Source organism: Pseudomonas sp. PvP089 (genome assembly GCF_017875165.1).
In the GTDB taxonomy this organism is placed as follows: domain Bacteria; phylum Pseudomonadota; class Gammaproteobacteria; order Pseudomonadales; family Pseudomonadaceae; genus Aquipseudomonas; species Aquipseudomonas fortuita.
Map to the genome: position 1 here is coordinate 1,946,705 of NZ_JAGGME010000001.1, position 11,954 is coordinate 1,958,658.

12 protein-coding genes are annotated in these 11,954 nt (G+C 63.8%); 9 read left to right on the forward strand and 3 right to left on the reverse strand.

All coding sequences use genetic code 11. The features are described 5' to 3' along the window. Window positions 1–152: 152 nt before the first annotated feature. The 3 genes from J3A71_RS09055 to J3A71_RS09065 are packed head-to-tail and all read right to left on the reverse strand — an operon-like array spanning window position 153 to window position 4,833. Complete coding sequence (locus J3A71_RS09055) at window positions 153–2,876, reverse strand: DUF6543 domain-containing protein (RefSeq protein ID WP_096426587.1); 2,724 nt, start codon at window positions 2,874–2,876, stop codon at window positions 153–155. A gap of 59 nt (window positions 2,877–2,935) precedes the next feature. After that, window positions 2,936–3,280 carry an EscU/YscU/HrcU family type III secretion system export apparatus switch protein gene (locus J3A71_RS09060; protein WP_023049037.1) on the reverse strand — a complete coding sequence of 115 codons (345 nt, stop codon included), beginning with the start codon at window positions 3,278–3,280 and terminating at the stop codon, window positions 2,936–2,938. Continuing rightward, window positions 3,277–4,833 carry a flagellar hook-length control protein FliK gene (locus tag J3A71_RS09065; protein WP_016488401.1) on the reverse strand — a complete coding sequence of 519 codons (1,557 nt, stop codon included), beginning with the start codon at window positions 4,831–4,833 and terminating at the stop codon, window positions 3,277–3,279. Before J3A71_RS09065 ends, J3A71_RS09060 begins: the two co-directional genes overlap by 4 nt. A gap of 203 nt (window positions 4,834–5,036) precedes the next feature. Between J3A71_RS09065 and ccmA the strand changes: the two genes are divergently transcribed. From ccmA to ccmI, 9 genes are read left to right on the forward strand one after another with little or no spacing between them, the layout of a single operon-like run. Then, window positions 5,037–5,669, forward strand: coding sequence for a cytochrome c biogenesis heme-transporting ATPase CcmA (gene ccmA / locus J3A71_RS09070; RefSeq protein WP_016488400.1), 633 nt, complete (start codon window positions 5,037–5,039; stop codon window positions 5,667–5,669). After that, the gene (gene ccmB, locus J3A71_RS09075; RefSeq protein ID WP_012273477.1) at window positions 5,666–6,334 is read left to right on the forward strand and encodes a heme exporter protein CcmB; all 669 of its coding nucleotides are present in this window, start codon (window positions 5,666–5,668) and stop codon (window positions 6,332–6,334) included. The genes ccmA and ccmB overlap by 4 nt, the downstream gene beginning before the upstream one ends. Window positions 6,335–6,380: 46 nt before the next feature. Beyond that, window positions 6,381–7,148, forward strand: coding sequence for a heme ABC transporter permease (locus J3A71_RS09080; protein WP_012273476.1), 768 nt, complete (start codon window positions 6,381–6,383; stop codon window positions 7,146–7,148). Continuing rightward, window positions 7,145–7,321 carry a heme exporter protein CcmD gene (ccmD, locus tag J3A71_RS09085; RefSeq protein WP_012273475.1) on the forward strand — a complete coding sequence of 59 codons (177 nt, stop codon included), beginning with the start codon at window positions 7,145–7,147 and terminating at the stop codon, window positions 7,319–7,321. Before J3A71_RS09080 ends, ccmD begins: the two co-directional genes overlap by 4 nt. Further along, entirely contained in the window at window positions 7,318–7,773 is a 456-nt protein-coding gene (ccmE, locus tag J3A71_RS09090; RefSeq protein ID WP_016488399.1) for a cytochrome c maturation protein CcmE, read from the forward strand. The genes ccmD and ccmE overlap by 4 nt, the downstream gene beginning before the upstream one ends. After that, entirely contained in the window at window positions 7,770–9,758 is a 1,989-nt protein-coding gene (locus tag J3A71_RS09095; RefSeq protein ID WP_096426586.1) for a heme lyase CcmF/NrfE family subunit, read from the forward strand. The genes ccmE and J3A71_RS09095 overlap by 4 nt, the downstream gene beginning before the upstream one ends. Continuing rightward, complete coding sequence (locus J3A71_RS09100; RefSeq protein WP_016488397.1) at window positions 9,755–10,291, forward strand: DsbE family thiol:disulfide interchange protein; 537 nt, start codon at window positions 9,755–9,757, stop codon at window positions 10,289–10,291. The genes J3A71_RS09095 and J3A71_RS09100 overlap by 4 nt, the downstream gene beginning before the upstream one ends. Beyond that, window positions 10,288–10,764 (forward strand): cytochrome c-type biogenesis protein, encoded by a 477-nt coding sequence (locus J3A71_RS09105; RefSeq protein ID WP_023048719.1) that lies wholly within the window; start codon window positions 10,288–10,290, stop codon window positions 10,762–10,764. Before J3A71_RS09100 ends, J3A71_RS09105 begins: the two co-directional genes overlap by 4 nt. Continuing rightward, window positions 10,757–11,953: a c-type cytochrome biogenesis protein CcmI gene (ccmI, locus tag J3A71_RS09110; protein WP_095117223.1), complete on the forward strand. Its 1,197-nt coding sequence runs from the start codon at window positions 10,757–10,759 to the stop codon at window positions 11,951–11,953. The genes J3A71_RS09105 and ccmI overlap by 8 nt, the downstream gene beginning before the upstream one ends. Window position 11,954 lies beyond the last annotated feature (1 nt).

The window sequence follows — 11,954 nt, forward strand, 5'->3', positions numbered from 1 at the left end:
GGGCTGGCAAAGGTGACCTGCATACGGGGGGCGGTGGCACTACATATGTAGGTGGGTGTCGCAGGCGTTGCGCATCCTTGGTAAACCAAGCCGTGCGCGACGACGAAACCCGTCGATTGCCCCCAGCTTGTACCTGGCCCGCCGCGACCGTTTCAGGTATAGGCCCAGCTGTGCTCGTGGCCCATGCGGGCCACCCTGTCGAGCGGTACGTGTTGTTGCAGCACGGCATGGAACATATCGAAGTTCAGCGTTGCATGGATGTCGTAAACCGGTGACACCAGCAAATGACAGATTTCACGCAGTTGTTTGAGGAGCGGCAGTCGTTGGTCTACTACGGCATTGAGCACACCTGGGCCGGTCAACAGGCTCAGACGCCGGGCGTACGCCTGGAACGGCAACGGCGCCAGGCGAGGGTCCGGGCGGCTGTTGTAGAACTCGGGTTCCATGCCGTAGCGACGCAGGATCTCATCGGACACCGCGTCCAGCGTCGGGTTACCGGGGAGGCTGCCGATCATGCTGTTGTTGAACTTGACGTACATGCCCAACTGGTCGTTAGACACCGGCGGCGAGAACAGCAGGCCATCATCCGTGGCCTGGAGCATCACGGTGGCCAAGGGTGGGTTGAGCTCACCTCTGGTGGTGTCCAGCAGCCGATCGTCGGCATCCAGATAAAGCCCGCCATAGTGCTTGAGCAAGCGGTAGCGCAAGATGTCGCACGCAGAGGCAAGGTTGCGGCCGAGCCCGCCGTTGCCTGCGATGGCGGCCTGGTATTGCGGGTAATAAGCTGATTGGGTGAACGCCTGAAAGAAACCTTGAGTCTCCAGAGGGAGCAGCTGCGCGCCTTCAGCCCTGGTGCGGAGCAGACGCATATTGCGTTCAAAAACCAGTGGGTCTTGCTGCGATAGCAAAATCTGGTAGCGATACCCGCTGAGGCGGGCGATGCGCGTGTTGTGGGCCAATGCTTCGAGGAATTCACCTTGCAGCACGCTGTCACCCACCCAGACGCTGCTGATCAGTCTGGGAATCGGTGTGCGCACCAATTGCCCGTAAAGGGCGTAGTCGATGGGCATCTCCACGTCGATCCCCAATGCCCGAAGCGTCGTGTTGCGCTGCTCATCGGTGGCGTTGAATCGCCTTCTGGACAGCGTCAGCGAGGTGTCGCTGGTATTGGCGAGCCGCCAGCGCGGTGGCACGATCATGTGTGTGTCACGGGAGCGGACGAAGCTGTCGCTGGCAAACTCGTACTCGACCCATTCGCTGACCACGCCCTCGGGTGTTTGCAGCCATGCCATGAAGCGGTGCTCGAGGTTTTCGTCGACACGCGTCACCACAGCCGCGAGGCTGTCGGAGGACAGGGTCGCTTGCTCACGGAATGCCAACTCTACCGAGTCGCTCGCCTGGGCGATGGGGGCGGCGCCAACCGGCATACCCAGCACATTGGAGAGGCGTGACGGGGTGAAGAACCCGGGGCGGCTGCAACGAAACACCGACGCCTCCCTGGCAAAGCCCTGGCCGGCCAGGGGGAGCGCGTTGAACAAGCCGAATGTCTGGTCGGCGACGCCTGCGCTTCGGCTCTCCAGGCTCTTGCCATTGATGGCCTGATCAAGGCCAAGGGTGAATTGGCTCAGGCCACCGATCACCAGCAACGGAGCCAGTTCGGGCAAAAGGAGGGCAAACGGGGCAAGCAGCGCAGTGGCCACAGAGAGGTAGTTGCCCCAGCGGGACTTGTCGATGTCATGATTGCTGGTGATCAGGCTGTCGGTATCGGCATAGGTGCGGCGCTTGCGCTGCAAGCTCAGGTGCTCGAACAGGTCGCCGATGATCGGGGGGGAGTAGGTGTCGGGGCGATAGTCGATGATCTCTTGCGGGTCCCAATGCCCGCTGGTCGCAAAACCCGGGTGCTGGGGGTTGAAATGATGCGCAGCAGGGTACAAGCCCAAGCCGATCAAGGCCGTACGCAAGCCGCTGAAGTCCAGGCCGTCGGGCCAGTCGGCACGGGCGAAGTGGACCAGCATTGCATTGCGCTTGTTGGGGACCTTGCATTGTTCTGCGAACCAATCCTTCATGGCGGACGCATCGGTGAACGCATGAAGCGGCGAAGCATTGCCTGGAATGTACAGGACAACCCCTGGGTCGCTGGTTTGTTTGATGTACAGAATATCGGTCGCGGTATAACCGTAGACGTTCAGCATCGAAATACTGAGGTCGCCCTGAGGTAACAACCCGCAAACTCGCCAGACCAGCTGGCGCTGAGGCTCGGACAGGCTGCCCTCTATTACCTGACGGTTGCAGGCGGCAATCAAGGCAAGGTGAATGGCCTGCCGATAATCGTCATTGTGTTGAGCCCAGTAGTTGTCGAGTTGTTGTTTGAACAGGGTGTGAAAATTCAGCCTCCAGTTAGCGGCCTGAAAGTCTTCTGCGCGTATCGGCAGGCGCGTATCCGGAGCGTAGCGGGGAGGCTCTGTGCGTTTGTACAGGCCGTTGAACACCTGATAGGGCGAAGCATTGGATAACGGGCTCAGTGGCGCAAGCCGTTCAACGATGGTCAATGGGTCCTGTGGCGGCAGGCCTGCCCAGTCGCCATAGTGGAAACCGTCATAGCCTGCGGCCGGTTCGCCCTGCCAGTTGGCAAGCAATGCTTCGACCAGGTTCATCTTCTGGGTGATGACGGCCTTCGTACTGCCCTGTGAACGCCCTTCTCCCGCCGGTTCTATCCGGTAGTGGAAGGTGACCACGTCGTTCAGCAAAGGCGACTGCGCCACCCCCTTCGAGGTAAGCCATTCGGAAAGTGTCTGTTGTGCCAGCAGGTCGGGGCGGGGAAAGTCCTGCAGTGCCTGGCGGATACGGGCCAGGCTGTGGTGCGGAATGGGGCGCATTGAGTAACCCTTCTATCGATGAAGGGCATCAGGGTAGTGTGAGGGTGCAACTCACGGCGTCAGGTAACGCTGCCGGGAGGGGGCAGCCCCAGCAGCGCTGGCGTGATGTCACGGGGCGTGGCGGTGTCGTCGGCGAAGCCCGCCGGGACGCGGCCGCGCAGTTGCCAGGCGAAAGCAATGATCTCGGCGATGGTCAGGTACAGTGCTTCGGGAATCTGTTCGCCCAGCTCCAGGCGCGCCAGCAGGCGCACCAGCTCGGCATTTTCGTAGATCGGCACCTCGTGCTCGCGGGCCAGGGCCAGGATGGCCTCGGCCAGCGCATCGTCACCCTTGGCGCTGAGGGTAGGGGCCTGCTGGCCGTCGTAGGTCAGGGCGATGGCCTGGCGTGTTGGTTGCTGTGTCATGCGTTTTCGTCTACCCAGCGTTGCTCCACCCGTGTGCGCGGGCCTTGAGGGGGGATGCCCGGGTGGCATTCCAGGTCGCCAACGTCCAGGCCGCGGTCCAGCAGGCGCTGGCGCAAGGCACCGAGCTGGCTGTCGATCAGCCTTGCGGTGGGTTCACGTTCTGCCCACAGATGCCCGCTCAGGCGGCCTTGGCTCAACTGCGCCTGGACTTGCAGCGGGCCAAGGGGTGACAGGTCGAAGGCCAGCTCGATGCGCCACAGGGCTTGCAGCGGGTCTTGCGCTTCATGTTGGCGGTCGGCCTGCTGTTGCGGTGTTTCCTCGCGCTGGATTTTGACTTGCAGCGGGATGAACTCCTGACCGTGGCGGATCGGCACTTCGGTTTGCCAGGTGGTCTGCAGGTTGCCGTTTTCCAGTGTGCCGGTTTGTTGCAGGCTGCTCATGGCATGGTTTTGCAAGCGTGAAACGGCAGCTGCGGCCAGGCGCAGCAGCTGTTGCAGGTCGCCTTCGTCTTCCAGGGCCTTGAGCAGGCGCGACGGCAGGGGGAACGCCCCTGGCTGCGGCTTGGGGCTGACCCGTTCGAGCATGCCCAGTGCGCTGCGGGCCAGCGCCGGCATGGTCACGGCCAGGCTGGCGGGCGCCAGGTTGGGCATGCCTGGTGTGCTGACCGGGGCCTGGGTGATCAGGCGCAGCAGGTGTGCCTTAAGGTCAGTGGCCACGCTGGCAGGAAAACCGCCCAGCAGTTTCGCTTCAAGGAAGGCGCCGCTGTTGTTCAGCGCCTGGGCCACGCCTTTGGCGTCGCCCAGTTGCCGCGCGTCCGGCAGGCCGGCCAACAGGCGTTCGGCACTGGCGCGCAGGTCGCCATCGGCGCTCGGGTCGCGGGCGAGCTGTTGCAGCGCGTTGAGCACACCGGGCAGGGAGGCTTGGCGGTTTTGCTGGGTCAGCAGTTGCTGGGCAATGCTCAGTTGGTCCTGTCTGCCACTAAGCGGCACGAAACGCAGCGACTGGTCGCCTTGCACCAACGCGCTGAGCAGGCTGCCAATGGCCAGGGGGCGTGGGCTGTCGACGCTCAAGGTGGCGCCGGCCTGTGCACTGTTGAGCAGGCTGACCAGCGCCCGGTAGATCGGCGGTTGGCCGGGCGCCTGGGCCAATGCCTGGTTGGTCAGGACCTTGCCTTGCAGCAGGGTGCCGACGGGCACTTTGCTGGTGTCCAGGCGGGTGAGGGTGGCGATCTGGCTGGTATTGGCCTGCTGCAGCATGATTGCCAGTCGGTTGCTTTCGGTTTGGCTGACGGTGACCTGGCTGCCTTGGGGCAGTGGCTGGCTGGCGCTGGCTTGCAGCTGGGTCTGCACGCCGTTGGCCTGTATCAGGCGCAGTACCAACTGGAACTCCTGGCCCGTCTGGCGCAACGACACGACTTCGGCCTGCGCGGTCTCGCCGGGGGCCAGCAGACCCGGCTGCGCCTGGATCAGGCGCAGCAGTTCACCGGTCATGCCTGCCTTCATGGCTTGGCTGTTGATCGCGGTTTGTGCGCCGAGACTATTGATTTCAGTCATGATTGTATACAACCTGTCGAGCCCGGCCTCTTGGCAGCGCGGCGGCGCGTGTAATAATGCCGGGCGCCCGTGGTTGCCAGTATAACGGCAGCGCGCGGGGCGACTTGAGACACAAGGGTTCTGGAGCGGCGTCGCCTGCTTCGCGGGCAAGCCCGCGAAACAGGCGACGCCGGCCCGAAGCCCTACAAAGATAAGGCGAAACCGTGACCCTTCACCTCCAAGCCGCAGGCCTGGCCTGCGAGCGCGACTGGCGCTTGCTGTTCGAGCAGCTCGATTTCGAGCTGGGCGCCGGCGACATGCTGCAAATCAGCGGCCCTAATGGCAGCGGCAAGACCAGCTTGCTGCGCCTGCTGGCCGGCTTGATGCAGCCGACCGCCGGGCAGATTCTGCTGGGCGGCAAGCCACTGGCCGAGCAGCGCCATGCGCTGGAAAGCATCCTGCTGTGGATTGGCCACGCCGCAGGTATCAAGGACCTGCTCACCGCCGAGGAAAATCTCACCTGGCTGTGCGCCTTGCACCAGCCGGCCAGCCGCGAGGCGATCTGGGCGGCGCTGGAGGCGGTCGGCCTGCGCGGTTTCGAAGACGTACCCTGCCATACCCTGTCAGCTGGTCAACAGCGCCGCGTGGCCCTGGCCCGGCTGCACCTGGCTTGCCCGCCGTTATGGATTCTCGACGAACCGTTCACCGCGCTCGACAAGCAAGGCGTGGCCCAGCTGGAAGCGCACCTGGCGGCACACTGCGAACAGGGCGGCACGGTGGTGCTGACCACCCACCACACGCTGGAACGCAAGCCCTCCGGTTACCGTGAACTGAACCTGGGGCAATGGGCGGCATGAGCGTATTCATTTTGTTGTTGCGTCGCGAAGCGCGGCTGCTGTTCCGTCGCCCTGCCGAGCTGGCCAACCCGCTGGTGTTCTTTGCCATCGTCGTGGCGCTGTTCCCTTTGGCGGTCGGCCCAGAAAGCCAATTGTTGCAAACCTTGTCGCCGGGCCTGGTCTGGGTGGCGGCACTGCTGGCAGTGCTGCTGTCGCTGGACGGCTTGTTCCGCAGCGATTTCGAGGACGGCTCGCTGGAGCAGTGGGTGCTGTCACCGCACCCACTGGCGTTGCTGGTGCTGGCCAAGGTGTTGGCGCACTGGATCTTTTCCGGGCTGGCACTGGTATTGTTGGCGCCGCTGCTGGCGCTGATGCTGGGGCTGCCGAGCCATTGCCTGCCGGTGCTGCTTGGCTCCTTGCTGCTGGGCACGCCGGTATTGAGCCTGCTGGGTGCGGTGGGCGCCGCCCTGACGGTCGGTCTGAAGCGCGGTGGTTTGTTACTGGCGTTGCTGATTCTGCCGTTGTATATCCCTGTATTGATCCTGGGCAGTGGTGCGTTGCAAGCGGCATTGCAAAATATGCCCGCAACCGGCCACCTGCTCTGGCTCGCCAGCCTGACGGCCCTGGCCGTGACCCTGGCACCCTTTGCGATAGCGGCCGGCCTGAAGATCAGCGTCGGCGAATAACGAGTCCCGGGCTCTCAAGCCCGGCAAATACCCTGGATGTACCCTGATGAAAATAAGCTGGACGTGGTTCCACAAGCTGGGCTCCCCGAAATGGTTCTATGCCATCAGCGGCCGCATGCTGCCATGGCTGGCCGGCGCTGCCGTGCTCCTGCTGCTGGTCGGTATCACCTGGGGCCTGGCGTTTGCCCCCCAGGACTACCAGCAAGGCAACAGCTTCCGCATCATCTACATTCATGTGCCGGCGGCGATGCTGGCGCAATCCTGCTACGTGCTGCTGGCCGTCGCCGGTGTGGTGGGGCTGGTGTGGAAGATGAAACTGGCCGACGTCGCCCTGCAATGTGCCGCGCCCATCGGCGCCTGGATGACCGCCGTGGCGCTGGTTACCGGCGCTATCTGGGGCAAGCCGACCTGGGGCAGCTGGTGGGTGTGGGACGCCCGCCTTACGTCCATGCTCATTCTGCTGTTCCTGTACTTCGGCATTATTGCGCTGGGCCAGGCGATCAGTAATCGTGACAGTGCGGCCAAGGCCTGCGCGGTGCTGGCGATTGTCGGCGTAGTCAACATCCCGATCATCAAGTACTCGGTGGAGTGGTGGAACACCCTGCACCAGGGCGCCACCTTCACCCTCACCGAAAAGCCGGCGATGCCCGCCGAAATGTGGCTGCCGTTGCTGTGCACGGCGTTGGGTTTCTACTGTTTCTTCGGCGCCGTGCTGTTGCTACGCATGCGCCTTGAAGTGCTCAAGCGCGAGGCGCGCGCCAGTTGGGTCAAGGATGAAGTGTTGAACAGCCTGGGGCGGAGGGCCGCACAATGAGCTTTGCCACCTTCGGTGATTTTCTCGCCATGGGCCACCATGGCCTGTACGTGTGGTCGGCCTATGGCATCTGCCTGGCAGTGCTGGCGCTGAATGTCGCCGCGCCGCTGCTGGCCCGTCGTCGCTACCTGCAAGAAGAGGCGCGCCGTTTGCGCCGGGAGAACAACCAGTGAATCCGCAGCGCAAGAAACGCCTGTTGCTCATCGTCGGCCTGCTGGTCGGTGTCGGGGTTGCCGTCGGCTTTGCCTTGAGCGCATTGCAGCAGAACATCAACCTGTTCTATACGCCCACCCAGATCGCCAATGGCGAAGCGCCGCTGGACACCCGCATCCGTGCTGGCGGCATGGTCGAGAAAGGCTCGGTGCAGCGCTCGTCCGACTCGCTGGACGTGCGCTTTGTGGTCACCGACTTCAACAAGTCGGTGCCGATCACCTACCGCGGCATCCTGCCTGACCTGTTCCGCGAAGGGCAGGGCATTGTTGCCCTGGGCAAAGTCAACGCCGACGGCGTGGTGGTGGCCGATGAAGTACTGGCCAAGCACGACGAGAAGTACATGCCGCCCGAGGTCACCAAGGCCCTGAAGGAAAGCGGCCAGGCCGCCACAGGAACGGAGGCCAGGCCATGAATGCGGCGCTGGTTATACCCGAACTCGGCCAGTTGGCGATGATCCTGGCCATGTGCTTTGCCACCGTGCAGGCCAGTGTGCCGCTGCTTGGCGCGTGGCGTGGCGACAGCCTGTGGATGAGCCTGGCACGGCCGGCGGCCTGGGGGCAATTCGCCTTCCTGGCTTTTGCCTTCGCCTGTTTGACCCATGCCTTCATGACCGACAACTTCTCGGTCGCCTATGTGGCCAGCAACTCCAACAGCGCCTTGCCCTGGTACTACAAATTCAGCGCCGTGTGGGGCGCCCACGAGGGTTCGCTGCTGCTGTGGGCGCTGATCCTGGGCGGCTGGACCTTTGCCGTGTCGGTGTTTTCGCGGCAGTTGCCGCAGGTGATGCTGGCCCGCGTGCTGGCAGTGATGGGCATGATCAGCGTCGGCTTCCTGAGCTTTTTGATCATCACCTCCAACCCATTCCAGCGCCTGCTGCCGCAAGTGCCCACCGACGGTCGCGATCTAAACCCGTTGCTGCAGGACTTCGGCCTGATCGTTCACCCGCCGATGCTGTACATGGGCTACGTGGGCTTCTCGGTGGCCTTTGCCTTCGCCATTGCCGCCTTGCTCGGCGGCCGTCTGGACGCTGCCTGGGCGCGCTGGTCGCGGCCCTGGACCATCGTCGCCTGGGCTTTCCTGGGGGTCGGCATCACCCTGGGCTCCTGGTGGGCCTACTATGAGCTGGGCTGGGGTGGCTGGTGGTTCTGGGACCCGGTGGAAAACGCCTCGTTCATGCCTTGGCTGGTGGGCACGGCGCTGATCCACTCGCTGGCGGTGACTGAAAAGCGCGGGGTGTTCAAGAGCTGGACCGTGCTGTTGGCAATTGCCGCATTCTCGCTGAGCCTGCTGGGTACTTTCCTGGTGCGTTCCGGCGTGCTGACCTCGGTGCACGCATTTGCTGCCGACCCATCGCGGGGCATTTTCATCCTGTTCTTCCTGTTGTTCGTGGTCGGTGGTTCGCTGACCCTGTTCGCCCTGCGCGCACCGGTGGTCAAGAGCCAGGTCGGTTTCGCCCTGTGGTCGCGCGAGACGCTGCTGCTGGCCAACAACCTGGTGCTGGTGGTGGCCGCATCGATGATTCTGCTCGGCACCCTGTACCCGCTGGTGCTTGATGCCCTGACCGGGGCCAAGCTGTCGGTGGGGCCGCCCTATTTCGATGCCTTGTTCCTGCCGCTGATGGCACTGCTGATGGTGGTAATGAGCGTGGGCGTGGTGGTGCGCTGGAAGGACACCCCGGGCAAATGGCTGGTCAGCATGATGACCCCGGTGCTGATCGGCAGTGCCATTCTTGCTCCGGTTGCCGGTTTTATCGTTGACGACTTCGACTGGCCGACCCTGACCGCCTTCGCCCTGGCTGCCTGGGTGGTACTTGGCGGGCTGCGCGACATCCTCGACAAGACCCGTCACAAAGGCCTGCTCAAGGGCCTGCCGGGCCTGGGCCGCAGCTACTGGGGCATGCAACTGGCACACCTGGGCCTGGCGGTGTGTGCGCTGGGTGTGGTGCTGTCGAGCAACAACAGCGCCGAACGCGACCTGCGCATGGCCCCGGGCGAAAGCGTGGAGCTGGGTGGCTACCAGTTCCTGTTCCAGGGCGCCAAGCACTTCGAAGGGCCGAACTTCATCTCCGACAAGGGTACGGTGGTCGTCAGCCGTGGTGGCCGTGAAGTGACGACCCTGCACCCGGAAAAGCGCCTGTACACCGTGCAGCAATCGATGATGACGGAAGCCGGCATCGACGCCGGCTTTACCCGCGACCTTTACGTTGCCCTTGGCGAGCCGCTTGAGAACGGCGCCTGGGCCGTGCGTGTGCACATCAAGCCTTATGTCCGCTGGATCTGGCTGGGCGGTCTGCTGACCGGCCTGGGCGGGTTGCTGGCGGCACTCGACCGGCGCTACCGCGTCAAGGTCAAGACCCGGGTGCGTGAGGCCCTGGGCGTGTCTGGAGCAGCTGCATGAAGCGTTGGATCATGGTAGTCCCCCTGGCAGTGTTCCTGCTGGTGGCGGTGTTTCTCTACAAGGGGCTGTTTCTCAAGCCCGACGAGCTGCCTTCGGCAATGATCGGCAAACCGTTCCCGGTGTTTTCCCTGGCTTCGACCCAGGGCGACCGGACCCTGACCCAGGCCGACTTGCAGGGCCGCCCGGCATTGGTCAACGTGTGGGCCACCTGGTGCCCGTCGTGCAAGGTCGAGCACCCCTACCTGAACCAGCTGGCGCAGCAGGGCGTGGTGATCCACGGCGTCAATTACAAGGACGACAACGCCGCTGCGCAGAAATGGCTGGCCGAATTCCACAACCCTTACCAGCTGGACATCCGTGACGAGCAGGGCAGCCTTGGCCTGGATCTCGGGGTGTACGGCGCGCCGGAAACTTTCCTGATCGACGCCAAGGGCATCATCCGCTACAAGCATGTGGGCATTGTCGATGCCACGGTGTGGCGTGAGCAGCTGGCACCGCTGTACCAGGGCCTGGTCGATGAGGCCAGGCAATGAGGCGCTGGCTGGCAGCTGCCGTGCTGGGCATGAGCCTGGGCAGTGTGGCCAAGGCGGCCATCGACACTTACCAGTTCCGCGATGAAGCCGAGCGCGAGCGCTACCAGCAGTTGACCAAGGAACTGCGTTGCCCCAAGTGCCAGAACCAGGACATCGCCGATTCCAACGCACCGATTGCTGCCGACCTGCGCCGAGAGATCTTCCGCATGCTTGGCGAAGGCAAGAGCAACCAGCAGATCGTCGACTTCATGGTGGACCGCTACGGTGACTTCGTGCGCTACAAACCGGCGCTCAGCGGGCGTACCTGGCTGTTGTGGTTCGGCCCGGGCATCCTGTTGGCCGGTGGTTTCGTGGTGCTGGCGGTGATCGTGCGCCGACGCCGTGGTACGGCTTTGCCGGGCAACAACGAGCTTTCTGTCGAAGAACGCGAGCGACTCGCCAAACTGCTGGAAAAAGAACAGACCCATGATTGAATTCTGGCTTAGCGCGGGCCTGCTGCTGCTCGCCGCCCTCAGCTTTTTGCTGATCCCGATCCTGCGTGGCCGCCGTCGCCAGCAGGAAGAAGACCGCACTGCCCTGAACGTGGCCCTGTATCAGGAACGCGTTGCCGAACTGGCTGCCCAGCAGGCTGCCGGTGTGCTCGATGAGGCACAGTTGGCCAAGGGCCGTGACGAGGCTGCCCGCGAATTACTGGCTGATACCGAAGGCGCCGATGCCCCACGCCAGGGGCATTTGGGCAAAGCCCTGCCGCTACTGGCTGCCGTGCTGGTACCGCTGATGGCGCTGGGGCTGTACCTGCATTTTGGTGCGGCCGACAAGGTGGCGCTGACCCAGGAATTCGCCGAAGCACCCAAGTCGATGGAAGAAATGACCACGCGCCTGGAGCGTGTGGTGCAGGCCCAGCCTGAGTCGGCCGAGGCCGTGTATTTCCTGGGCCGTGCCTACATGGCCGAGCAGCGCCCGGCCGATGCTGCGCGTACTTTCGAGCGGGCGGTGGCCTTGGCTGGCCGCCAGCCCGAGCTGCTGGGCCAGTGGGCCCAGGCCCTGTACTTTGCCGCCGACAAGCGGTGGAGCCCGCAGTTGCAGGCACTGACGGATGAAGCGCTGAAGGCCGACCCCAACGAGGTGACCAGCCTGGGCCTGCGCGGTATCGCGGCCTTTGAAGGCGAGCGTTACCAGGAAGCCATCGACTACTGGAAGCGCCTGTTGGCGCAGTTGCCGGAAGGCGATGCATCGCGCGATGCCCTGCAAGGCGGCATCGACCGCGCTGCCGAACGCCTGGGTGGCCCGGCAGGGCAGGCTGCAGAGCCCGCGCCGGTGGCTGCGCGGATGAAAGTGCGGGTGGAACTGGCGGCGGCACTGAAGGACAAGGTAAAACCTGACGATACGGTGTTCATCTTCGCTCGCGCCAGCAATGGTCCGCCGATGCCCCTGGCAGCCAAGCGGGTGACGGTGGCGCAGTTGCCGATCGAAGTGGAGTTGTCCGATGCTGACGCGATGATGCCGCAGATGAAACTGTCGCAATTTGCCGAAGTCCAACTGGTTGCACGGGTTTCCCGCGCTGGTCAGCCTACCCGCGGCGAGTGGATTGGCCAGGGCGCGCCGTTGCCCAGCACCACCCAGGCTACCCAGCACCTGACCATCGACAGCCCAGACCTGTAAG